This window comes from Candidatus Nanosynbacter sp. TM7-057, assembly GCF_022828295.1.
In the GTDB taxonomy this organism is placed as follows: domain Bacteria; phylum Patescibacteriota; class Saccharimonadia; order Saccharimonadales; family Saccharimonadaceae; genus Nanosynbacter.
In genome coordinates this window covers 47,109-69,359 of the sequence record NZ_JAJQJT010000002.1, presented here as the reverse complement: position 1 = coordinate 69,359, position 22,251 = coordinate 47,109, and the positions used below count along the sequence as shown (strand labels likewise).

Below are 22,251 nucleotides of genomic sequence, written 5' to 3'. Positions count from 1 at the left end.
TGGTTATTATACGCCTACTATAATGCTTAAGCTGAAATAATATTAAAATATACTATAATATACCCATGAATACTTCACGAAAAAATCGCATCATAAAAATTACTATTCGGGTAGTCTGCTCAATTGTCGTTATAATCGCCTTATTAGTCGCCGCAGCTTTCTTTTGGCCAGCAACATCCAAGCAATTGCAATCTTCAAGCTCTGAGAAATTGAACTATAACGACGCCATCGCCGCTGCAAATCGTACTGTTAGTGAAGACACTTCAAATACCGACGTTAGATCAGAATGTCGATCGATTATTAAAACCCACGGCAAAAGAACCGCCAAAGCCGTTATGATGATTCACGGCGTAAGCGCATGCCCACAGCAATTCGCAGACCTGGGCGACACCTTTTTCAACGCTGGCTACAACGTCTACATTCCCCGCGTTCCCAGCCATGGCCTCACCGATAACAAACGGCATGGAGAAATTACCATTCCAGCAATGGCACAATTTATGAACTCCAGCACTAGCATAATTAGCGGTTTGGGCGATGAAACGGGAGTTGTCGGACTTTCTGGCGGCGCAAATATGGCAACCTGGATTACTCAGTACAATAGCCAAACGATATCACGAGCGCTACTTCTATCACCTTTTTATCAACCTTCAGCATCAGAAACTCCTTCCTGGAAAATCCCGCTTTTACGAAATCTTTACGGACGTAATATTCTTCCAGATTCGTTCACGGGTAGCAATTTGTCATATCGCGCTCTTGGAAAATATATAATAATCGCCAAGAACTATAAATCCGATCTAAAAGCTCCAGAGCTAAAATATGTCGGGGTTGTAACTAGCGAAAACGACACTGCAATTGATAAAAATCTCGCAGTCAACATACCTAAGCAAATGGCTGCAGCTTCTGGCGCCAAATTCCAATATTATTCAATTCCGGCCTCATTTGGCATCGGTCACGACATTGTAGCCTTAAACCAAGACGAAGTTAAAAAGCACGCCGACAAATTATATCCGTTCTATTTGGATATGTACGAAGGAAAAGACGTAAAATTAGAATCAAAATAGAAAATTACTATTTACCTTGCACGGCTAAAATTCGCGCCTGAATTTCATCCAATTGAGCGTCATCCATTTTTGGACCGTCAGCCGTGGTTAACCACCCGGGATATTCCTCATAAAACGCTTGCTCGTGCGACACTGGCGACCCAATTCCCTTTGCCAAATCGCCATGAAGAGGCATCAATTTGGCATGCACATGCGCCACACCTGTGCCTTCAAAAATCAGCGCCACTCGTGGGGTATCAAATGCTTTTTCCAAAATACCGGCAACCTTTTTCACTGCCAGCATCATTTCGGAATATAAATTATCGTCTAAAGAAAATATGTAATCGCCCGGATTCTGCTTCGGAATCACCACAGTAAAACCTGGCGTATTCGGAAACGGTGTTAAAAATGCTAGGAATTTCTCATCTTCCCAAATCTTCCAAGATTTCATTTTTCCAGATACAATGTCATCAAAAATTGTGTGATTCATAATCCTCCTTTATGCAAATAAATCGTTTAATGCCTCACTCACCGTTGGATGAGTGAATATTTGGTCACGCAGCACAGTATATGGCAGGCCATTATCCATTACAGTTTTGATAATATTAATGACTTCTGGTGAGTTACGACACAATAAGCTAGCACCCAAAATTTGTTCAGTGTTTGCATCAATCACCGCACGCAGCAATCCTGTTGTAGCATTATCAACATGCAGGCGTGGAATCGCCATAGCAGGCAGCTCTTTTACGATAATTTCGCACCCCGTCGCACGCGCCTCAGCCTCTGTCATACCCACCCGACCTAGCGGCGTTTGCATAAAGACCGTGTACGGCAAGGTTTTTTGTTTGGCGCGAGTGTACAGACCGTCACCCAGCAACTGGCTTCTCACAATCCGAAAATCGTCCAGCGACGCATAGGTAAATTGTGGCCCACCCGTTACATCGCCCATTGCCCAAATGTGCGACCGACTAGTACGAAGTGTTTCATCAACCACAATTGCCCCGCGCTCATCCGTCGCTACACCAGCAGCTGGTAAATTCAAGCTCATCGTTGCCGGGCGACGGCCCGTGGCCATCAAAACCGCATCATAACCAGCGTAATCATCATGATTTACTGTGCGAATCGTCGCAGTAGACTCACCCTCAATCGCTGTCACATCCACACTAAACACAATCTCAATACCCTGTGCCTGCAATGCTTCAGTAGCAGCCCGAGCAATTGCTGGATCTTCACGTGCAAGCAGAGCATCGCCCCTCTCAAATACTGTTACTTTTGTACCAAGTTTGGCATAAGTTGAGGCAAATTCTAACCCAATATAACCGCCACCAATGATAGCTAGCTGTTTTGGCTGCGTCATTCTATCCAGCAATTCAGTACTGGTATACACAAACGGCTTATCAACACCTGGAATATCTGGGATGATTGATTCCGCACCGGTGTTAATAAAAATCTGCGGTGCACTAACTACTAGCTCGTCGCTACCCGCCACAACCTTCACAGTACGATCATCTACGAACGATGCCTCACCCTCAATGACGCTCACTGTTTCACGATCCGCAAGCATATGATAGTTCTTCTCATTCAACCGCGCTACCACTGTTGTCTTACGTGCCATCGCCTCATCAAAATTTTGATGATGTTCGGCTGCATTGACTAGCACCTTAGTAGGAATACAAGCAATATTAATACAGGTGCCGCCATACATCTTTGGCGACCGCTCCACTAGCGCTACCTTTTTTTCCGCATTTGCCAGCGCTACCGCCAATGTTTTGCCAGCTTTGCCAAAACCAATGATAAGTGCGTCAAATTGTTGTGTATCCATTTTACCTCCTCCTATCTTTTTTAGCGATCTCTCTCGCTGCAACAAATTCTCTATCGGCACACAGGACTGCCTTTTTTATTACAAGTTTTTGGGCTACTACTATTATCGTGTGTAATAGCTCCTTAAAACTGCTCCAAAAAGTCCAACTTGCCGCTCTCAAAATGACGGACATCTTCGATTCCATACTTCATCATAACCAAGCGGTCGATTCCGCAGCCAAAGGCAAAACCGGTGTATTCATCTGGATCGATGTCAGCAGCTTCCAATACTTTCGGGTGGATCATGCCGCAGCCTAACAGTTCGATCCAACCTTCACCAGAGCAGACTTTACAATCAGGATTTTTTCCTTCACAAAACGGACAACTTAACGCAAACTCGAAGCTCGGCTCAGTGAACGGAAAGTAGAATGGATTAACGCGAACGTCAAGTTTCTTGCCATAATATTCCTGCAAAAATTCTTGCAGCGTAGCAATCAAATTGCCAACATTAACCCGACGCGAAACGTACACGCCTTCGACTTGATAAAACGTATGCTCGTGGCGCGCATCCAAATCTTCGTTGCGGAAAACACGATCAGGAACGATAGCGGCAATCGCCTCGCCTTTTTCCAAATTGTCGCGATATTTCATTAGCACACGATTTTGCATAGTCGACGTATGTGCTGGAGCAATCAAACGATCGCCATTAGAATCAGTTTCCTCTGTCATAAACGTATCGTAATCGTCGCGCGCTGGATGACCTTTTGGAAAATTCAGGCTCTCAAACATATGGAATTGATCGTCAATCTCTCTGGACTCTTCCGTAACAAAACCCATGCGATTAAAGATCTCAGAAATGCGCTCAATTTCAGCGCTCAGCGGATGAATCGTGCCTTGTTCGCTCGGCAAAAGTTCAGGTTTTGGAGAATTCATATCCATCGGCGCCGTAACGTCAATCGGTTTCAAGTCAACTTTTTCCAGCTCTTCCAGTCGTACAGCAATAGCCTGTTCAACAGCCTGCTTCAGCTCGTTAATCTGCCTACCGAACGGACCACGCTCAACTGGTGGCAATGACTTGATTTGATCGTACAACTCCCTAAGTCGTCGATCACGTAAAAACTCACGCGGAGATTTGGATTGCGAAACCGCCAAAATTATTTCTCTTCTCAATTCGTCTAAGTCAACCATTTTATCGTCCTTGCATTAAAAACATTACAATCACCGCACCAGCCATAATAGCAATTAAAATCCACGCCCACGCCAAAGTCGTCGTCTGTTTCGTGCCTTCCAAATATCTTATGTCGTCGACGCCGTCCATAGTTGCCTTTTCTTGCAAACTCGAAGCTTTCGCCTTCTCTCTTAATTCCGCCGCAATTCGCTCTTGCAATTCACTACGCTGATCTTGTTGATTTACAAATAATCCCATAACTACAGTATAGCAAATTATGTTATAATAGTCGTGATATTACTTTAAGGAGGGAATATGGCTACGAAGAAAACTTCAAAGAAAGCCCCAGTTAAAGCTGCAGAAAAGAAAACCGCTGCCGCTAAGACTGAAACAAAAACGACCGTCAAGTACGTCGTTGCTGAATCTACCGCTAAAAACAAGCGTGTCAAACTAGATTCTAAATTACCAAACAATTTAATTAACATCGTTATTGCAGAAGTTATCGGCACATTCATTTTGACACTTGCCGCATTATTCGCATCAGACATTTTGTCATCAATGTATGTCGGTTTTGCGTTGATGTTCATCGTTGCAATTATCGGCAACATTTCTGGTGCACACGTAAACCCAGCTGTCACGTTTGGTCTATGGACGATGCGTAAGCTAAAGACCGTACTTGTACCATTTTACTGGGGCGCACAATTCCTCGGCGCAATGGCGGCTATCGTACTTGTAGGCTCATTGACCAACGGCGGATTTGCCCTAAGCTTCGACCAATTCACCGCGTTCTCTTGGAGCATCTTCGCGATGGAATTAGTCGGCACTGCAGTTTTTGTATTTGGCGTCGCCGCAGTTTTGCAGCGCAAAGAAATCAAAGCAGCTGGTCAAGCTTTTGGAATTGGCTTGGCATTGATGATTGGTCTTGTCGTATCTGGCTCAATCTCTTCATACATTAAAAGTACTGCTATTGCAAAAATCCAAAAAGATCAAAGTACTACTCAAACTGAGAAAAACGGCCGCACTTACCCACGCGAGATCTACATCTCAGGCGCAACTTTGAACCCAGCAGTTTCTTTGGCTGTTACAGAAAAAACCGACTCTCAACTACGCAGCAACGGAGTATTGCCAGCTGAAGGTGAAAAAAGCTATTCACGCTTTAGCCTGGAAGTAATTGCCGCTACCCTAATCGGTGCAGCATTAGGCGGTAACCTATTTCTACTCGTCAATTACCGAAACAAAGACGAAGAATAGATTATAACTTCACAATAAAATATCCCGCTTAATCGGCGGGGTATTTTTTATGTCAATCTTCCTGAGTCGGCCGATCAATCAGCTCCGGCTGCGCTTGGTTATCGCCACCAGAAATTCGCACGACATCCTTATCGATCTTCCCTAGCTCCTTGTACGTATTGTTATAATGACCAACGGTCGTACTTAAACTCTTGCCCATTTTTGTCATCAGCTCGTCAAACTTTTTAATGTGAACGCCCAATTGCCCAACTCGAACTTGAATATCTTTGGCCTGCTCCTCAATTTGCAAACTACGAAGCCCCTGAAGAACGGTCTGCAGGTACGCCAGAAAACTAGTCGGGCTCACAATAATAACCCGCTTGTCCCGGAACGCGTATTCAATCAAATCGCGACTCGAACCACCCTGACCAACATTGTTAATCAGAAGATCGTAATACAAAGATTCGCTAGGAATAAACATAAAGGCAAAGTCCATGGTGTTTTCGCGCGGACGAATATATTTACTAGTTTCGTCGATTCGCCCCTTAAGGTCAGCCTTCACCTTATTTAGCCACATTTCACGCTCAGATTTTGTCTCGGCGTTAATCATGCGATTGTAATTCTCCAAAGAAAACTTACTGTCCACCGGCAATATTTGACCCTTGTCCAGAAAAATAACCGCGTCAACAATTTCGCCATCCTTGAAGCGATATTGCATTTGATATTGCTTGGCTGGCAAAACATTATCCAGCACGCTTTCCAGATAAAACTCACCAAAAACCCCGCGTTGCTTTGGATTCTGCAGCACGTTTTGCAAGGTTTTAAGATCGGTCGCCACATCAACCACACGCTTATTGGTTTCGTCCAATTTTGCCAATCGCTGCGTCACGTCAGCTACCAACTTTGCGCTTTCCGACAATTGTTTCTGTACGGAAGTTTGGACTTGCGCATTACTTCGCTCCAACTTATCGCTAACGGATTCATTCAGTTTCGCAATAGTTCGCCCCAATTCCACGACATCGGTTTTAATCAACTCGACGGATGATTGATTTTTTAGCTCGCTGATTTTTGATTGCAGGACAAATAAAGTCGCACCCAAACCAATAGTAATAACAATTAAGAGAATAATGATAATGATTTCCATACACTTAGTGTACAGTGATTATAACGCTAAGACAACTCGCGCCAAAATTGCAAATATTGCCATAAATAAAATTGCTGCGCCATTGCCACGAATTCTGTTCAACCAGATTAACGACAAATATACCAAAACTGTAGCCAAAACCACCCATAGCAATGACAAAATCCAAGATCCGCCAGCCCATAATGTAACACCCCACAATGACACAGTTGCCGCGATTACTACTAGCAAAGGTCGCTTAATACCAAATACCGCCAACACTGGAACTAGCATAATTCCCGCCAAAACTAACGCAACGTAAGATGCGATGCTCGTGCTGTTTGCGCAAATAGAAATATGCTCAGCGTTCGCGCAAAATACGGGTGTAATCATAAATTTATCAAACGCAAGCGCCAGCAACCAGATAGCCACGCCGCTAGCAACTAAAATCGCCAAAATCCTCAAGAAAACTCGCCTTGAAAATGGATATGTGTAATCTGATATTTCTTCACGGAAAATAGCTGACAATAATTTCATACGTAAATTGTAACGTAAACTTGTCAATATTGCAAATGTATTTGCTTAAATATTATGCTTTTTCAGGAGATTCATCGGTTTATACCAAATAATCCCTACGCAAGCAATCAATAATCCGCCAATAACGTCAAGTGGCGTATGCACCAGAGCAATAACCCGACCGACACATATTAAGATTGTCATAACCAAACAAACAACAGCTAGCCGCCAGCTCTTCGCTCCGAAAAATACCGCCAAAGTAATTGCCATTGTAAATAGCGCGTGATCAGACGGAAAACCCGGATTATTAAGGAATGACGCGCCGGCAGATACGCCCAAAATCTCGAACGGACGCATTTGATCTGGTTGATAAATTGACCCGATAATTTTTGCCGCCACATAAGCAGTCAAACCAGCCATCAGAACTTGGCTGTAAACTTGATATTTCTCTTTATTTGGCACCAATTTTATCAGCGCGTACGCACCAATTAGCACGACCGGCACCACTAGTCCGTCAGCAATTAGCTTCACGATCCATTGCAAATCCATACTACCAGTATATCGCGTCAACGCTGACCAGTAAACGCTTGCGGAAATCATTTTTCTATAGTACAATTATGTTTGCCGTTGGGATGTCGCCAAGTGGTAAGGCAGCGGGTTCTGGTCCCGCCATTCGGGGGTTCGAATCCCTCCATCCCAGCCAAGTTTGAAATTTAGCAGCCAATTATTTGGCTGTTTTTTTCGTCGATAAATTTGCGCAAATCAACAAAATCCACATCATGAATACCAGAAAAATCGCAGCCACATTATTCACATTCTTTATCGTTGCACCAAATATCACCGCCACATGACCATTCGCAAACGCCAAAAAACTAATTACCGTCATAATCCCCAAACTCAAAAAAACAGCCATTCTGCTCGTCAGAGTAATTCTTTTTGGCATATTCATATCAATTAAAAACGGCAACGACATTAGCTCAACAACTACCAATATTATCGCAATCGGAAGACTTAAATATGGCGTAATTCCCGCAGAGGTAAGGGCCGCAGAAAACTTCTCAAATGTAAATAATTGACATAATAATGGCACCATTATCAATAGTCCTGTAATCAATTTAACAACTTTATTCACTTTTCTAGACATAATTTCAGTATAGCTTGCGCGTCAAAAAAGCTCAAGCTTGTTGTATTTTTTACGAAAGCACTTGCACTTTTTGTAAAAACGTCATAAAGTTAAATCAGCGAACGTTACAAAAATAAACACCATAAAACAGTATCTTTCGCTCTACGACAAATCCACCACAACTTAAAATACCCCGTCTCTATGGGGTATTTTTATTGGTCAATATCCGCGATTGTTCAGCGCGCCACTCGACAATTTTTCCGTGGTGTCCGCTCAATAAAACATCCGGCACACGTAAACCTTTAAACTCCTCAGGTCGTGTATATTGCGGAAATTCCAACGTTTCTCCATCTGAAAAACTTTCAATTTCCGCAGACTTTTCGCCGCCCAAAACTCCAGGAATCAACCTAACAATAGAATCAATCATCATCATTGCCGCCAGCTCTCCGCCCGTCAGCACAAAATCGCCAATACTCCATTGTTCATCAACTAGTTCTAAAATTCGCTCATCAACACCCTCGTATCGCCCGCAAATAAATATCACACCCCTGTCATCATCGGCTTCTTTCTGAGCTTTAGCCTGCTTCCAGCGTTGCCCGCGCGGACTCATTAATACCACTTTCGCTGTTTCATCTTGAGATTTCGCAAATTCTACCGCTTTCCATAACGGCTCAATCATAAGAAGCATCCCGTCGCCGCCGCCATAAGGAGTATCGTCAACCTGACGACGAGGACCCAAACCAAACTCCCGCAGATTCACCGTCGTAAGCTCCACGATACCGTCTTTCTGAGCCTTCCACATCATGGAATTATTAAAAACTCCCGTCGTCATTTCTGGGAAAAGCGTAATTACTTGAAACTTTCTCATCTGTTACAGTGTAGCAAGTATTGACTTTTTTGTCCAGGTATGATATATATGTATCAGCTTTTGTTCAACCGAACAGAAGTAGCCCTTACATAGAAAGGACAACTACAATGACTGCTACTGCTCTCATTTCCATGTTCATCGTCATGGTTCTCATCGTCGTCTCCCCGCTGATCGTGCGTGCCCTCACCAATATCATCTGGAGCGGCGGTAAGGTCGCTGCAGGCGGCCTCGTCGGCTACCTCACGAAGTACCTGGATAAGAAGGACGGCGAGTGAGTCAAGACTCAGTGGTGTTCCTGGTGGAAGTCCTTATGGTGCTCCCGCCGGGGATACTCATTTTCTGGATCGACACGCTCCAACCACCCTTCCCACTAGAGGATGTTGGCGGTTGGATCTCTCGACCCATCACAAAGGGCTAACGCCCGCCAATGAGAATAGCTCGCCTTGAGACATTAAGTCTCGGCTTGAGCCTCTTGGCGGGCTATTTTCATGTCTTTTTGCAGAAATTATTCCCCACCAAAAAACCGCCCCAATAAGGACGGTTTTTTAGCACAAATAAGGCTCTCAATGGTTACCCATTGTCTCGCATAGAGCTGTTCTCGCATAATGTCTGTGCTTGAACTGGTTTTAATTATATATCAAGATCGTCGAGTTCTGCAAGCTCTTTTCTGGTGTTTTCTGCGTAAGATGATTCATTTTCCACAGTTTCATCTGTTGAGTTATCCACAGAAGCATGATCATTATAGCTATTGCTCTCACGCTCACCAGAAAAACCATCATTGTTAACGATCTTCAAGTTATATCGAGCGTCATTCTTTGCGCCCAAAGCTCGCAGAAGCGTACGCAAACTCTGTGCCGTACTGCCACGCTTACCAATAACTCGACCCAAATCTGCTGGATTAACTGTCAATGTTAGTAAAACGCCTTTTTCATCAATTGTTCGGTCTACTATGACGTCTTCTGGATGTCCAACCAACGCCTTTACAGTATATTCTACAAACTGCTGATCTATTGTTGACATTCTGCCCCTCCTCCTGGAATTAAACTGTATTTTCATTATACACGAGCAGTTTACGCCGTGCAAACTTTAATTATTTCTCGCCAGATTCTTTATATTTAGCAATTGCAGCACGAGCAGCTTGCTGTTGGGCAACTTGCTTAGATGGACCAATGCCTCGCCCCATCATATTATCGCCAACAAAAACCCCAAGGGTAAAGACCTTATCGTGATCTGGACCTTCTTCGCTCAGGACTTTATATACCGGCGTTTGATTGTCAACTCGCTGAGAAATCTCCTGCAAATACGACTTCGGATCACGCCAGCTGCCCGACTCCAAAATTCCATCCAACTTAACAATTATATGCTTGTGAATAAAATCGCGAGCATCATCAAAACCACGCTCCAAATAAATAGCGCCAATTACCGCCTCAAATGCATTGGCTAAAATCTGTAAATGCGCTCGCTCCGAGCCGTTCTTCTCGCCCTTTGACATACGAATCAGCGGACCATAACCCAACTTATCGCCAGCATCGCCAATACTTTCCGTTCGCACCAAAGCTGCCCGCCAAGCAGTCAAAATTCCCTCTGGCTCAGAAAAATGCGTAAACAAATATTCCGTTACCGCCAATTCCAAAACCGCATCGCCTAAGAATTCCAAGCGCTCATTGTGATGATGAACGGATTTTCGGTGCTCATTCACATAGCTACGGTGAGTCAAAGCTGTAATCAGCAAATCCAAATTCGTAAATTCAAAACCTAATTTTTCGCGCGCAAAATCTTGATATGGCGCAGTGTTCATTCCGTTCATTTATAAATTCTCCTGTCTAATTCGTTTCATCGCCAAAAGAATCAGCTTGCCAATATCTTCATATTCAACTTCATCCAGCGCCTCATGAAAACTAAACCATTTAAGACCATTCATCCACTCTTCCTTTTGGAGTTTCTCATTAGGATCTAGTGCCTTAACTAGATAAACTTGCGTTGTCATCAATACCAATTTATCAATTCGACGATAACGAAAATTTACCTTGCCTAGCCAGCCGTGCAGTTCAATTTTCTTCAATCCAGTTTCCTCGCCGATTTCCCTACGAGCCGTCACTTGAGCTGTTTCACCTGGCTCAATATGACCTTTGGGAATTGTCCAGCGGTCGCGAGCGTCTTGATAAAGCAAAAATTCCGCCTCACCCTTTTTATTACGACGAAAAATCACACCACCAGCAGTTGGCTCGCGTACAATTTCCTGAATCAATGGCTTCTTGCTGCCACTAAAATATTTTTTTATCTTATCAAAGTTGCTTGTTCTCACTGTCGGACTCCTCCACGAGAGTACGGAGTGCCGTGCCAAGCACGCCATTCACAAACTTACCCGAGTTATCCGAACCGAACGCTTTTGCTAATTCTACTGCTTCGTTAATCACCACTTTTGGTGGAACAGTATCTGCACAATATAGCAATTCATATAAACCAATTCTAAGTACTGCCCGATCAATTCGCGGCAACTGACTGATAGGCCATTCTGGCGCCAATGGCTGTAATTTCTCATCCAATTGACTCTGTATCGAAAGTATGCCGCTGATCAAATTATCGATAAATTCAATGTCGTCAACTGATGATTTATATTCAGCCAAATTACGCTTTAAAATAGTCTTATAGTCAACATCGCTATCGCCAACCTCTTTGCGAAATTCATGTTCATAAAGTGTTTGCAATGCGACAATTCGTCCCAAATGACGGTTTGATGCCATTATTAAGCGTCCTGTTCGTAATTATTATTTTGTTGTTTTACCAGTTTCACGCTTGGTTGTTTTTACCTTAACTGGTGAAGTTGCGTTAACACGACGTGCCAATTTTAATACTAAGTGGCTGCGACGAAGACCAGTTTTACGTGGGCTGCTCTGTTTCTTAGGTTGTGCCATAATTTGTTCTCCTCTTTTAGGTTGTCATAAAACTTACGTACCATTATACCTTTTTTATTAGACAATCTCAAGAGCTTGTCTGCAAAATTAGATAATAATATTGACTTTTTATGTTGTTTATGGTAATATAGCAAACATGAACACGGAACGATTTACATCACAAAGCAATAATGAAGATGACAGGTCTGTAATAGAAATACCAAAATCTGTAGTTAAGATCGGTGCAGTAGCATTGGCCGCGTTAGGATTAGCTGGAGCTGCGAACGCCTCAGGCTTATTCTATAGCCCTAAATCACCAGAAAAAGGACCAAGCCCTGCCCACCAAGTAGCTCAAGTTGTAGAGAATTATAGCAATGGAGTCATTACGGAGCTGCCAGAAGATACAGAAATTCACACCGTCACACTTGAAGAGGGAGAAAATCCGACTTCAGCAGCCGAAGCGGCTATGGAAGAATATAACGAGGAAAATCCTGAAAATAAGATAGACCCTAATGAAGCAAGAAGCTCCATATACGAAACTGCTGTCTACATGAAAGATCTCTACAAAAGCAAGACTGGCGACTCAGAGATCCAACCAGGAACTACCGTCAACATTGCCATAGGCGACATAAACGGTGATGGGAAGCCAAGCATAGCCATAACGAAAATAGAAGACAAATCTAAATAGACCGTCTTCTAAACCACGATATTCACCAACCTACCTGGAACATAAACCATCTTTTTAGGTGGTTTATTGTTTGTGAACTTCTGGACATTTTCATCAGCCAGAGCCGCCGCTTCAACACCCTGCTTGCCCATATCACTCGGCAGTTCAAGTTTCGCACGAAGCTTGCCATTCACTTGAACTATAATAGTCATCACGCTGCTCTTTAGATATTTTTCATCCCACTTTGGCCAGTGACCGATGTGAACCGTATCATCATGACCCATTTCATGCCACAATTCCTCTGTAATATGCGGAGCAAAAGGCGCCAAAATCTGAATCAAGCTTTCTAATGCAAATCGCCATTCGTCCGACGTATCAATTCCATGCGATTCTTTTATCTTATACAAACCATTGACCATTTCCATCATCGAAGCCACGGCTGTGTTAAATTTCTCCTCTTCAATGTCACGAGTAACTTTTTTAATCGTCAAATGAGTTAATCGCAATAATTCTTGAACTGTTTTTTCATTCGCGTCAAGAGAATCGCTTGGATTCTTATCAACGAACTCCTGAACCAAGTTCCATGCTCGATTTAAGAATCGATAAGTTCCCGGAACACCACGAGGATCCCATGGCGCATCCATGTCATAAGGAGCGATGAACATTTCATAAACTCGCAGCGCATCAGCACCATATCCACTATCCATAATCTCCATCGGATCAATAACATTACCCTTAGACTTGGACATTTTCTGACCGTCTGGCGCCATAATGTAAGCATTGTACATCATTCGCTTAAAAGGTTCTGGAGTCGGAACAAGGCCGAGCTTATAGAAAAATCGCATCCAAAAACGACTGTATAGCAAGTGAGCCACGGCGTGGTCGGCACCATTGTAATAATCAACCGGCATCCAATGGTTAATTCTCTCGGGATTCCATGCTTCATTATCATTGTGCGGGTCGAGATATCGCAAGAAATACCAGCTAGAACAAGCATAACCATCCAAAGTGTCAGTCTCACGACGACCTTCTGCCCAATTGTCGCCGTCAGGTTTATTTTCCGTAATCGGTACAGTTTTTCCAGTTTCAACATCCACCCAGACTCGCACCCAATCATCAACCTGTGCCAAAACGGAAGTATTACCGCCTGTTGGCTTAAAGTTCTCCACCTCTGGCAAAATCACCGGCAAGCATTCATCAGCCACGGCAATTGGTACACGACCATCAACATGAACAATTGGAATTGGAGCGCCCCAATATCGCTGACGAGAAATCAACCAATCGCGCATTTTATACGTGGTTTTGCTTCGCCCATAATTCTGCTGCTCCAGCCACGCAACAATTTGCTCGCGAGCATCCTCACTCCTAGTCCCGTTAAATTGTCCGGAATTTATCAACTCACCTTCACCAGAATAACAGCCGACATCAGCTGAATGCTCAGGCTTATCAATAACTTGGATAATCGGCAAGTCAAACTTCTCGGCAAACGCAAAATCGCGCTCGTCGTGCGCTGGCACCGCCATGACTGCGCCGGTTCCATAACCACCCAAAACATAATCCGCCACCCAGATTGGCAATTTTTGACCATTAACTGGATTTATGACATAACTGCCAGTAAATACGCCTGTTTTCTCTTTATTCTCTTGACGTTCAACATCGGATTTTTGTTGCGAAGCTTGGACGTACGCTTCAACCTTTTCGCGCGTATCAGAATTGACCAACTGAGAAATCAGAGGATGCTCCGGCGCCAAAGCTATATACGTCGCACCAAATAACGTGTCAGGACGAGTTGTGAAAACTGTAATCTTGGAATCTTGACCGCTAATCGTAAACTCAACTTCCGCGCCAACTGATCGACCAATCCAATTCTTCTGCATGGTTTTAACCATTTCCGTCCAATCAAGCGCATCGGTTGCCTCTAAAATTTCATCTGCATACGCCGTAATTCGGAAAAACCACTGCTTGAGATTTCGCTTGGTTACAGGATTACCGCAGCGCCAACATTTTCCACCTTCAACCTGTTCGTTAGCAAGTACTGTGTTATCAGTTTCACACCACCATTGCAGCTGCTCTTTTTGATATGCCAAATCGTGCTTATACAATTGCGTAAAAATCCACTGAGTCCATTTGTAATATTCTGGATCAGCTGTAGAAATTTCCTTTGTCCAATCATAACTAAACCCAAGTCGCTTCAATTGCTCCTTAAAATGAACCTTCGCTTCATCGTGCGCCACGCGCGGCGTTTTTCCGACTTTAATAGCGTAATTTTCAACCGGCAGACCAAAGCTGTCCCAGCCGATTGGATGATAGACATTATAGCCCTGCTGACGCTTGAATCGTGCCTTGATGTCGGCAAATTGAAAAGTACGACCGTGACCAATGTGAATTCCTGCCCCTGTAATCCCCGGAAGCATGCTCAAACTGTAATATTTCGGCCGAGTCATGTCATTAAAATCAACCGCGTAAGTGCCGTCATCCTCCCATTTGTTTTGCCATTTTTGTTCAATTTCTGTCGGATTATAGCGTCTCATATCTGTAATTATAGCAAATAATCCCGCTCATTACGAACGGGATTATTATTAGGCAATTAAGTTATTTACCTAGTCGAGGTTGATGATAATCCGCTCGAATACCCTTCCATAAAACCTTCTATAAACTCTTTCAAGCTCTCAGCGTCCGACGGTGCCTTAATCTCCTCAGACTTGTTCATGTTAATGTCAAATGAAATTTCTACAGAAGCCTTCTTGCTATCACCTTTCAACTCTAAGGCTTTCAGTTCATGGGATGACCTATCAACCCACACCTTCAATGAAGATTCGTCAATAGATGATGATTCACTACTCTTGTAGCCATTCGATTTTCCACACTTACTGAGCGCCTTGCCTGCTGATGATTTTTTAAACTCATCATTAAATTTCGACAATTTGCTGTTATCGCCCTGCAATTCAAAACCACGCCCACCATTACGATCACTAATCTTTGAATCTTTTATAGTGAAGAAGCTATTCTTTTGATAAATCTGAGCCAATTCCTTACGTGCACTTTCGTCACTTTGGATTTTCTTCAGAGCGTTAATTCCACACTTGTATTCGCTACCGATTTCATCTGGAGAAATCTTCATCCACGTGTCACTCATTTTATCTATCTCAGAACTCATCTTCCCCAATGTCTGATCACGGTAAGTTTCTACTTGAGATCTTGATAGATTTCCGCCAGACGAAGACTCCATAACTATCTCAAGCAAAGTGCCATACAAATCCTTAAAGTTATTTATCTTCACATATATCGTTCCGTCACTATCAAGAACCGCATCACCCTTAAGAGGGATATTTTTCTCAACTCCCTTAATATTAAGCTTAGCGTCAATATTAGCCTTTGACTTTCCCGAATCAGTAGCAGTCTTTACGTTTAGTTCTATTTTCCCCTGGTCGCGCATGTCAATGACTACCTTACCGTCGGCAGTCATCTTCTTTGCCATAATAGCATTAGACACAGCGTCCGTAACCATCTTTTCTGGATTCTGCCACCACAAGAAATAAACTAGCACAGCAGAAATAACAGCAATAAGAGCTATAACTCCCAGCACTATGCCAATTATCAATCCCGTTTTCTTCTTTTTTGGTTGCATCGGCATGCCGTTATATTGCGGCTGCGGTGCAGGTTGATTACCTTGATCCATCATTCCCCCTTGTTTTGTATAACTTGAATTTAATATATCACATTAATCTTTAAATTGTGAGAAAAATTGGTTTTTCCTAGCAATCCACTCCGGCGTTTGCCTGACTAAGTATTTATCGTCCTCAGTGCTATGAAGGTTGATTTTTATAGATTCCTCTAGCCATACGCCGCCACTTGAACCCTTAAACAGAGCAACGCCTTCAGATTTCAATTTGTCGCGCACAAAAGACCCAGCCTCGATGGCATTCTTACATTCCTTCACCTGGCAACCTTTTTGACGAGCGGCTGACGCCAAATATTGATTAGCTTTCTCACCAACCGTCACAACCCAATCCAACAAATCCGGGCTACAATGAGAACCAAGTTCAGCGTGAGCTTGTTCGAAAATCCCCTTTAAGCCATTCATATTGCCAAGTACAGCAATTCGCTGCGGAGTCTCAATTCGATACAAAGACTGTAAAGCCGCTAAGGCGGTCAACGGCGTCGAACTATAGCTATCATCAATCAACCAAGTATTGTCCGCACCCTTCAGCAAATTCATCCTGCCAGGCAATGGACGCAAATTCTCTATACCCTTTTTTATATTCTCCTCAGTTTCACCAAACGCATACCCAATAGCTGCCGCCACGATTGCTGGACGAATATTATGCTCGCCGATTAGCTTAACGTTGACTTCTAATCCATTAGGATTTTCTGGCGACATAATAAAGCCGTGATGTCCGTCTTTCAGGGAAAAATTACGATCGTCAAAATTATACTCCGCCACGGGATCACTTCCGTAAGTAGTGATATTAGGATTCGTCAAAAAACTAGCAAAACGCCCGTCGATGTCATCACGATTTATCATCGCCATTCGCGAGAAATTCGCCAGCGAAATCATCTCATTCGCTACTTCCTCCAAGGAATATTCAACCTGCATTCGACCATTCGTCACAGAAGTTACAACCGTAATATCTGGCACAACATAAGTCTTAAACCAATCATTATAGCCAAGTTCCTTTGGATTAAATTCCTGAACAATCACCTGAACTTCCGGTTTCTCGGCCTTAATTCTCTTCTTTACGGCGCGCATCACTTTCCACCATTTGAATAAGCCTTTTTCAGGCATTTTCACACCCATCATCTGAAGAAAAACATCAGCTTTCGTCTTCGGCTCTTCATTGCGAAGTTGAATATCAAATTGTTGCGCCAAAACCGTACCGATAGCTATTTTCGCACTAGCCTTTCCAGCGCTACCAGTTATCGCCACAAGCTTCACGTCTGGATGAACGGCAAAAAATTCTCGCACTAATTTTGCTAGTTTTTCTTCCCTTTTTTTTGAAACAGTAACCATAACTATATCATACCATAAGCACTATAGAAGAGCTGCTACGCGCCCACCCGGGGCATATTTGAATATGTGTTTGTCTTTCAATTGGCAAGCATAGGAGAATGCCCCTATGCGTACCAGCTCATGTTTAATTATGCATTATCGCCCAAAAAAACACAAGCTTTATATCTCACTGCGACTATTGATCTGCGTCGCTTATTATTTTCAATAATTCTTCTTCGTCAATGATTTTCGTGCCGTATTGCTCAGCCTTTTTCAATTTGCTAGCACCAACCTTACCACCAGCCACCAAATATGTCGTGTCTTTAGAAACTGCGGTTTGAAAAACTCCACCGAGATTACGAATTTTGTCCGCAGCAGCGTCGCGCCCCATAGATTCCAGAGTACCCGTGACGACAAAACTTTTTCCACTCAAACCACCAGATTTTTTATTGAACCGAGGAACGACACCTAGCTCAGTGAATTTATTGAGCAATTTTACATTATCCTCATCAGCAAACCACGCCACTACGGATTCGGCGACAATTTCACCCACGCCATCAACTTGTCGCAAGTCATCAATCGTCGCTTTCGCCAAATTTTCCATACTCTCAAAATGATTCGTCAAATCAATCGCCGTTTGCGCGCCAATATGACGGATTCCCAAACCGTACAAAAATCGCTCTAATTCTGGACTTTTTTTATCAGCAATTGCCGAGATTAACTTTTGTGCAGAAATATCAGCAAATCGATCCAACTTCAACAAATCGTCCTTAGTGAGTGTGAAAATATCCGCCAAATCGCCGACCAAACCATTATCAATCAAAACCTCCACATTCTTTTCGCCAAGTGTATCAATATCAAGCGCACCCTTAGATGCGAAATGCGCCAGAGCTCGCTTCAAAATCAGCGGGCCACTAGAGCCCTTAACTCGGTAAACAGCTTCACCTTCCGGTCGCACAAATTCCAACTCCGGATATTGCCGTTTTAATTCTGCTTCATAATCAATTGGCTCAGAATCTGCAGGTCGCAATTCCTTCAAGACACTCTCAACTTGCGGAATAATATCGCCAGCCTTAAAAATCACCACAGTGTCGCCTCGCCGAATATCCAAACGCTCAATCTCATCGGCGTTATGCAAACTGGCGTGCTGCACCGTAGTTCCCGCCACCACCACCGGATCGAACACAGCCACCGGAGTTGCCGCGCCAGTTCGCCCAATAGAAATGACTATATCTCTAACAATCGTTGTAGCTTCTTCGGCCGCATACTTATAAGCCACCGCCCCACGCGGGTTTTTGCCCACCATCCCGAGATTATCGTATATCTCTCGATCGTTAATCTTAACAACCAGCCCGTCCGTATTAAACGGCAAATCATGACGCTTATCGCTCCATTCGTCGACAAATTTCATCACGTCGGACAAATTGTCAAAAACACTAGCCTGCTGATTGCGAGAAATCCCCAGCGCCGTCAAAGCCTCGTAAGCAAAACTATTCGTCGGAACTTCCGAACCATCATCGCGAATCACATCATATCCGCGAAAATGCAACGGGCGCGCCGCCACCAGCGCAGGATCTAATTGACGAATTGTTCCCGCAGCCAAATTGCGCGGATTGGCAAATGTAGGCAACCCTAGAGATTTCTGCTTTTTATTAAGCTCCTCAAAATCCCGCTTCAGCATGACAATTTCACCGCGAATCTCTGTCCGACCACGCAAAAAATTCTCAAAACCCACAGCCTCACGCAGACGAAGCGGTACGTTTTTAATAGTCCGAACATTATTCGTTACATCTTCGCCAACAAAACTATCGCCACGTGTCACAGCTTGCGACAATACGCCGTCGACATAAATCAACGCGCACGCCAAGCCATCCATTTTTATATCCGTAAAAAATTCATGTCGCTGACCCGGTATCAATTTATCAGTTCGCTCAATCCACGCCTCAACTTCACTTTTATTGAAAACGTCATTCAAACTAACCATTCGGCGCATGTGCTTTACTTTTTGAAAACCGTCGAGTAGCTTATTCCCAACTCGCTGCGTAGGACTATCGACAGTAATCAATTCTGGATGATCCGATTCAATCTTCTTCAACTCATCCATCAGACTGTCATAAACCGCATCGCTCACACTCGGTTTGTCCAAGGTGTAATATTCGTAGCTATAACGATTTAACAGGTCTTTAATTTCGTCAATTCTTGGTTTTTTTGGTGTCACTTTCAACCACCTTTCTGTAGAACAAATATACATATACAGAAATCATAATTATCGTTACGTAAAGTAAAATCAAACCAGTTGTTGGGACAATTGGCAACCAATCAATACCGCTAATCCAACCCTTCAGTGCTCCATCAAACAGAATCACCGGAATTAGAATAACAGCCCACAAAAGCACAGATAGAACAACAGCCCACGCAAATCTCAGCAAAATCCTTAGTCTTCGACCCGTCACAATATCACCCGACAAACGCAGCGCGTGAAACGGATACATTCCCGGCAACGTTACGATGATCATCGCAAAAACCGTAGAAGTCGCCCAATAGACAGACATCGCCACTATCAGAATCGCTGCACCGCCAGCCGCCATCAGAATCGGCGTTTGATTTAACACTCCCGAAGCATTAAGCGCGCTATAAATAATCACCGCCACTGCCGCCGGCACCATTTGAATTAGGAAAACTCCGATGACAATTATCAGCGCAATTATGGGAGATCCAGAGCTATATAAACCATCGCGCATTTTCGGTTTTTTACCAATTAAAATAGCTCGCGTCAGCCAAACGGACGACAGCCAAGTTAATAGTCCCAGAAAGATTCCCGCCGCTTGCTGCACATTTCCACCAGCCGTTCCGCTACCAGAAATATAACTAACCGCAACGCCAGAGAATAGGCTAATTGTCGTATAAATTCCGCCGAATCCATTTGACTCGGCCTGATTCATTACGTCTTTAAGTTGTTGGTATGTGTCTTGTGACATGACGCTGGCTAAGGCAAACGTCAATATCGACATGACGATAATTAACGCCAAAAAAGTTTTCTTATTGCGCCACACTAGGCGGTAAGCCTCACTAGTCAGCGACCAATATCCTGGAATTTTAAGATCTCGTTGGTAATCTCGTCGCTTAGTTAACCGAAAACTACGATGAGGGCGACGCTGCAGAAAATTACGCCGCTGCTGATTCAATTTACTAAAGTCACGTTTAATACCAGGCCATACACCTTTTTTATGATCAACATTTGGCTTCTTAGGATTCTTGACTACTCGTTTTTTGGAGGTTTTTGTTGCCATAATTACATCTTTGTTGCGTTATTTCTCAGTCTTGCAATTCTATCTTCTAGTGGCGGATGAGTACTAAATAGTTTTGAGAAAAATCCAGGCTTCAAAGGATTATTCATGAACAAATTGGCAGTGGAAGAACTTTGTTTTTGCATTGGTCTGCCGTATTGGCGCAATTTCTCCAGCGCGCTTGCTAGCCCTTCAGTGTCTCGTGTCAATAGCACCCCTGAAGCATCCGCCAGATACTCACGCTGTCTGCTAACCGCCAATTGGGTTATCGTTGCCAAAAGCGGCGCCAATATAACCACGATCAGCCCGAGAGCATAGACAATAGGATTAACATCACTATCACGGTCGTCACTATAAAACATCATTCTCAGCGCCAGGTCTGCAAATAGACCAATCGCACTAACCAAACCAAAAGCAATCATACTCACACGGATGTCGTAATTTCGCACGTGGCTCATTTCATGCGCCATAACCGCCTCCAGCTCACGCTTGTCCATAATATCCAAAAGCCCAGTAGTCGCACCAACAATAGCGTGATTTGGGTCGCGACCAGTCGCAAAAGCGTTTGGAGCTGGATCGTCGATAATATAAACTTTCGGCATCGGCATACCAGAAGCGATAGACAAATTCTCCACCACTCGCCAAAGTTCAGGAGCGTCATTTTTACTAATTTCCTGAGCGCCAGTCATCATCATAGCCAACTTGCCAGCTATGAAATATTGCAGCCAAGCATATAACATTGCACATATAAAAATGATGAGCGCTAATGAATAGCTATCAGTTGCCGCGCCGACAAATAAGCCGATAATTCCAATAATTATCACAAAGACCGACATTATCAATATTGTGTTGCGTTTGTTTTGAGAAACTGCATTGTACATATGTTAATTATACCAAAAATCGCCCGCTAAAAATAGGCGAGCGATTTTCATTTCAAGGTTCAATTAGAACTTTACTTCAACTGGATTTTCGACGCTTGCACGGTCTTCAACGTCAAAGAATTCTTTAGATTGGAAGCCAAACATTCCTGCGATTATATTTGTTGGGAAAGTTTGGATCTTCGTATTCAGGTCGCGAACGCCACCGTTGTAGAATCGGCGAGCTGCTTGGATTTTATCCTCAGTGTCAACCAGCTCTTGTTGCAATTGTAAGAAGTTTTGATTTGCTTTCAATTCTGGGTAAGCCTCAGATACAGCAAATAAGCTCTTCAAAGCGCCTTCCAAAGCGTTTTCAGCCTTAGCGGTTTCAGCCACGCTGCCAGCATTCATGATTGCTGAACGAGCTTCTGTGACCTTCTCAAACACTTCTTTTTCGTGTGTAGCGTAGCCTTTTACCGAGTTGACCAAATTTGGAATCAAATCAGTTCGGCGCTTTAGCTGAACAGTAATGTCGCTCCATGCTTCTTCTACGCGGTTACGCAATACAACCAAACCGTTGTACGCACCGATTACAACTCCTACGAGTACTAATAAAACTACTGCTACAACAATAAGCGTAATTACCAATGGACTCATTTCTTACCTTTGTCCCTTTCCTATTCAATATTAT

At 43.5% G+C, this 22,251-nt stretch carries 25 protein-coding genes and 1 tRNA gene; 5 read left to right on the top strand and 21 right to left on the bottom strand.

What is annotated here, in order from left to right:
- Nucleotides 1-65: 65 nt before the first annotated feature.
- Entirely contained in the window at nt 66-1,061 is a 996-nt protein-coding gene (locus LRM45_RS02945) for a serine aminopeptidase domain-containing protein (RefSeq protein ID WP_243826682.1), read from the top strand.
- A 7-nt stretch (nt 1,062-1,068) separates the two neighbouring features.
- Here LRM45_RS02945 and LRM45_RS02940 read toward each other — a convergent pair whose 3' ends face one another.
- The 4 genes from LRM45_RS02940 to LRM45_RS02925 form a co-directional block, all read right to left on the bottom strand.
- A complete protein-coding gene (locus LRM45_RS02940) occupies nt 1,069-1,530 on the bottom strand; it encodes an HIT family protein (protein WP_243826681.1) in 462 nt (153 codons plus the stop codon).
- Between the two features lie 9 nt (nt 1,531-1,539).
- Nucleotides 1,540-2,862: an FAD-dependent oxidoreductase gene (locus tag LRM45_RS02935; protein ID WP_243826680.1), complete on the bottom strand. Its 1,323-nt coding sequence runs from the start codon at nt 2,860-2,862 to the stop codon at nt 1,540-1,542.
- 122 nt (nt 2,863-2,984) lie between these two features.
- A complete protein-coding gene (gene pheS, locus LRM45_RS02930; protein ID WP_243826679.1) occupies nt 2,985-4,028 on the bottom strand; it encodes a phenylalanine--tRNA ligase subunit alpha in 1,044 nt (347 codons plus the stop codon).
- Between the two features lies 1 nt (nt 4,029).
- Nucleotides 4,030-4,266: a hypothetical protein gene (locus tag LRM45_RS02925; protein WP_129631287.1), complete on the bottom strand. Its 237-nt coding sequence runs from the start codon at nt 4,264-4,266 to the stop codon at nt 4,030-4,032.
- 57 nt (nt 4,267-4,323) lie between these two features.
- Between LRM45_RS02925 and LRM45_RS02920 the strand changes: the two genes are divergently transcribed.
- Entirely contained in the window at nt 4,324-5,259 is a 936-nt protein-coding gene (locus tag LRM45_RS02920; RefSeq protein WP_243826678.1) for an MIP/aquaporin family protein, read from the top strand.
- Nucleotides 5,260-5,311: 52 nt separating this feature from the next.
- Here the strand turns inward: LRM45_RS02920 and LRM45_RS02915 are convergent, their stop codons facing one another.
- The 3 genes from LRM45_RS02915 to LRM45_RS02905 are packed head-to-tail and all read right to left on the bottom strand — an operon-like array spanning nt 5,312 to nt 7,423.
- Nucleotides 5,312-6,382, bottom strand: coding sequence for a DNA recombination protein RmuC (locus LRM45_RS02915; protein ID WP_129635359.1), 1,071 nt, complete (start codon nt 6,380-6,382; stop codon nt 5,312-5,314).
- Between the two features lie 18 nt (nt 6,383-6,400).
- Nucleotides 6,401-6,895: a hypothetical protein gene (locus tag LRM45_RS02910; RefSeq protein WP_243826677.1), complete on the bottom strand. Its 495-nt coding sequence runs from the start codon at nt 6,893-6,895 to the stop codon at nt 6,401-6,403.
- A 45-nt stretch (nt 6,896-6,940) separates the two neighbouring features.
- A complete protein-coding gene (locus LRM45_RS02905; RefSeq protein ID WP_243826676.1) occupies nt 6,941-7,423 on the bottom strand; it encodes a phosphatase PAP2 family protein in 483 nt (160 codons plus the stop codon).
- A 79-nt stretch (nt 7,424-7,502) separates the two neighbouring features.
- On the opposite strand from LRM45_RS02905, the gene LRM45_RS02900 reads away from it, so the two are divergent.
- Nucleotides 7,503-7,577: transfer RNA gene (locus tag LRM45_RS02900), tRNA-Gln, on the top strand.
- Nucleotides 7,578-7,598: 21 nt separating this feature from the next.
- Here the strand turns inward: LRM45_RS02900 and LRM45_RS02895 are convergent.
- Together LRM45_RS02895 and trmD are read right to left on the bottom strand one after the other, a co-directional pair.
- Nucleotides 7,599-8,018: a hypothetical protein gene (locus tag LRM45_RS02895; protein ID WP_243826675.1), complete on the bottom strand. Its 420-nt coding sequence runs from the start codon at nt 8,016-8,018 to the stop codon at nt 7,599-7,601.
- A 178-nt stretch (nt 8,019-8,196) separates the two neighbouring features.
- Nucleotides 8,197-8,865, bottom strand: a complete 669-nt coding sequence (gene trmD / locus LRM45_RS02890) for a tRNA (guanosine(37)-N1)-methyltransferase TrmD (RefSeq protein ID WP_243826674.1) — start codon at nt 8,863-8,865, stop codon at nt 8,197-8,199.
- Nucleotides 8,866-8,972: 107 nt separating this feature from the next.
- Between trmD and LRM45_RS02885 the strand changes: the two genes are divergently transcribed.
- On the top strand, nt 8,973-9,140 hold the full coding sequence (locus tag LRM45_RS02885; protein WP_243826673.1) for a hypothetical protein: 168 nt from the start codon (nt 8,973-8,975) through the stop codon (nt 9,138-9,140).
- 355 nt (nt 9,141-9,495) lie between these two features.
- Here the strand turns inward: LRM45_RS02885 and LRM45_RS02880 are convergent, their stop codons facing one another.
- The 5 genes from LRM45_RS02880 to LRM45_RS02860 form a co-directional block, all read right to left on the bottom strand.
- A complete protein-coding gene (locus tag LRM45_RS02880; protein ID WP_243826672.1) occupies nt 9,496-9,885 on the bottom strand; it encodes a KH domain-containing protein in 390 nt (129 codons plus the stop codon).
- A gap of 70 nt (nt 9,886-9,955) precedes the next feature.
- Nucleotides 9,956-10,672 (bottom strand): ribonuclease III, encoded by a 717-nt coding sequence (rnc, locus tag LRM45_RS02875; protein WP_146422716.1) that lies wholly within the window; start codon nt 10,670-10,672, stop codon nt 9,956-9,958.
- Nucleotides 10,673-11,170: an NUDIX hydrolase gene (locus LRM45_RS02870; RefSeq protein ID WP_164999844.1), complete on the bottom strand. Its 498-nt coding sequence runs from the start codon at nt 11,168-11,170 to the stop codon at nt 10,673-10,675. It lies immediately after the preceding gene.
- Nucleotides 11,151-11,609 (bottom strand): transcription antitermination factor NusB, encoded by a 459-nt coding sequence (nusB, locus tag LRM45_RS02865; RefSeq protein WP_243826671.1) that lies wholly within the window; start codon nt 11,607-11,609, stop codon nt 11,151-11,153. Before nusB ends, LRM45_RS02870 begins: the two co-directional genes overlap by 20 nt.
- 24 nt (nt 11,610-11,633) lie before the next feature.
- Nucleotides 11,634-11,780 carry a hypothetical protein gene (locus tag LRM45_RS02860; protein WP_164999843.1) on the bottom strand — a complete coding sequence of 49 codons (147 nt, stop codon included), beginning with the start codon at nt 11,778-11,780 and terminating at the stop codon, nt 11,634-11,636.
- A 136-nt stretch (nt 11,781-11,916) separates the two neighbouring features.
- On the opposite strand from LRM45_RS02860, the gene LRM45_RS02855 reads away from it, so the two are divergent.
- Complete coding sequence (locus tag LRM45_RS02855) at nt 11,917-12,447, top strand: hypothetical protein (RefSeq protein WP_243826670.1); 531 nt, start codon at nt 11,917-11,919, stop codon at nt 12,445-12,447.
- 8 nt (nt 12,448-12,455) lie between these two features.
- On the opposite strand, the gene leuS is transcribed toward LRM45_RS02855, so the two are convergent.
- The 7 genes from leuS to LRM45_RS02820 form a co-directional block, all read right to left on the bottom strand.
- On the bottom strand, nt 12,456-14,957 hold the full coding sequence (leuS, locus tag LRM45_RS02850; RefSeq protein WP_243826669.1) for a leucine--tRNA ligase: 2,502 nt from the start codon (nt 14,955-14,957) through the stop codon (nt 12,456-12,458).
- Nucleotides 14,958-15,022: 65 nt separating this feature from the next.
- Nucleotides 15,023-16,108 (bottom strand): hypothetical protein, encoded by a 1,086-nt coding sequence (locus LRM45_RS02845; protein WP_243826668.1) that lies wholly within the window; start codon nt 16,106-16,108, stop codon nt 15,023-15,025.
- Nucleotides 16,109-16,147: 39 nt separating this feature from the next.
- Nucleotides 16,148-17,437 carry a glutamate ligase domain-containing protein gene (locus LRM45_RS02840; protein ID WP_243826667.1) on the bottom strand — a complete coding sequence of 430 codons (1,290 nt, stop codon included), beginning with the start codon at nt 17,435-17,437 and terminating at the stop codon, nt 16,148-16,150.
- A gap of 175 nt (nt 17,438-17,612) precedes the next feature.
- Nucleotides 17,613-19,634, bottom strand: coding sequence for an NAD-dependent DNA ligase LigA (gene ligA, locus LRM45_RS02835; protein ID WP_243826666.1), 2,022 nt, complete (start codon nt 19,632-19,634; stop codon nt 17,613-17,615).
- A complete protein-coding gene (locus LRM45_RS02830) occupies nt 19,609-20,706 on the bottom strand; it encodes a hypothetical protein (protein ID WP_243826665.1) in 1,098 nt (365 codons plus the stop codon). Before LRM45_RS02830 ends, ligA begins: the two co-directional genes overlap by 26 nt.
- A 2-nt stretch (nt 20,707-20,708) precedes the next feature.
- The gene (htpX, locus tag LRM45_RS02825) at nt 20,709-21,584 is read right to left on the bottom strand and encodes a zinc metalloprotease HtpX (RefSeq protein WP_243826664.1); all 876 of its coding nucleotides are present in this window, start codon (nt 21,582-21,584) and stop codon (nt 20,709-20,711) included.
- A gap of 63 nt (nt 21,585-21,647) precedes the next feature.
- On the bottom strand, nt 21,648-22,217 hold the full coding sequence (locus tag LRM45_RS02820) for a LemA family protein (protein ID WP_243826663.1): 570 nt from the start codon (nt 22,215-22,217) through the stop codon (nt 21,648-21,650).
- Between the last annotated feature and the right edge of the window lie 34 nt (nt 22,218-22,251).

Bases quoted from the DNA above. Each gene is read 5' to 3' on its own strand.
- leuS (WP_243826669.1), bottom strand. From the start codon at position 14,957: ATGAGACGCTATAATCCGACAGAAATTGAACAAAAATGGCAAAACAAA.
- pheS (WP_243826679.1), bottom strand. From the start codon at position 4,028: ATGGTTGACTTAGACGAATTGAGAAGAGAAATAATTTTGGCGGTTTCG.
- LRM45_RS02915 (WP_129635359.1), bottom strand. From the start codon at position 6,382: ATGGAAATCATTATCATTATTCTCTTAATTGTTATTACTATTGGTTTG.
- LRM45_RS02860 (WP_164999843.1), bottom strand. From the start codon at position 11,780: ATGGCACAACCTAAGAAACAGAGCAGCCCACGTAAAACTGGTCTTCGT.
- LRM45_RS02830 (WP_243826665.1), bottom strand. From the start codon at position 20,706: ATGGCAACAAAAACCTCCAAAAAACGAGTAGTCAAGAATCCTAAGAAG.
- LRM45_RS02925 (WP_129631287.1), bottom strand. From the start codon at position 4,266: ATGGGATTATTTGTAAATCAACAAGATCAGCGTAGTGAATTGCAAGAG.
- LRM45_RS02920 (WP_243826678.1), top strand. From the start codon at position 4,324: ATGGCTACGAAGAAAACTTCAAAGAAAGCCCCAGTTAAAGCTGCAGAA.
- LRM45_RS02840 (WP_243826667.1), bottom strand. From the start codon at position 17,437: ATGGTTACTGTTTCAAAAAAAAGGGAAGAAAAACTAGCAAAATTAGTG.
- LRM45_RS02895 (WP_243826675.1), bottom strand. From the start codon at position 8,018: ATGTCTAGAAAAGTGAATAAAGTTGTTAAATTGATTACAGGACTATTG.
- LRM45_RS02855 (WP_243826670.1), top strand. From the start codon at position 11,917: ATGAACACGGAACGATTTACATCACAAAGCAATAATGAAGATGACAGG.
- LRM45_RS02820 (WP_243826663.1), bottom strand. From the start codon at position 22,217: ATGAGTCCATTGGTAATTACGCTTATTGTTGTAGCAGTAGTTTTATTA.
- LRM45_RS02940 (WP_243826681.1), bottom strand. From the start codon at position 1,530: ATGAATCACACAATTTTTGATGACATTGTATCTGGAAAAATGAAATCT.
- htpX (WP_243826664.1), bottom strand. From the start codon at position 21,584: ATGTACAATGCAGTTTCTCAAAACAAACGCAACACAATATTGATAATG.
- nusB (WP_243826671.1), bottom strand. From the start codon at position 11,609: ATGGCATCAAACCGTCATTTGGGACGAATTGTCGCATTGCAAACACTT.
- LRM45_RS02945 (WP_243826682.1), top strand. From the start codon at position 66: ATGAATACTTCACGAAAAAATCGCATCATAAAAATTACTATTCGGGTA.
- rnc (WP_146422716.1), bottom strand. From the start codon at position 10,672: ATGAACGGAATGAACACTGCGCCATATCAAGATTTTGCGCGCGAAAAA.
- LRM45_RS02935 (WP_243826680.1), bottom strand. From the start codon at position 2,862: ATGGATACACAACAATTTGACGCACTTATCATTGGTTTTGGCAAAGCT.
- trmD (WP_243826674.1), bottom strand. From the start codon at position 8,865: ATGAGAAAGTTTCAAGTAATTACGCTTTTCCCAGAAATGACGACGGGA.
- LRM45_RS02910 (WP_243826677.1), bottom strand. From the start codon at position 6,895: ATGAAATTATTGTCAGCTATTTTCCGTGAAGAAATATCAGATTACACA.
- LRM45_RS02880 (WP_243826672.1), bottom strand. From the start codon at position 9,885: ATGTCAACAATAGATCAGCAGTTTGTAGAATATACTGTAAAGGCGTTG.
- LRM45_RS02905 (WP_243826676.1), bottom strand. From the start codon at position 7,423: ATGGATTTGCAATGGATCGTGAAGCTAATTGCTGACGGACTAGTGGTG.
- LRM45_RS02885 (WP_243826673.1), top strand. From the start codon at position 8,973: ATGACTGCTACTGCTCTCATTTCCATGTTCATCGTCATGGTTCTCATC.
- LRM45_RS02845 (WP_243826668.1), bottom strand. From the start codon at position 16,108: ATGATGGATCAAGGTAATCAACCTGCACCGCAGCCGCAATATAACGGC.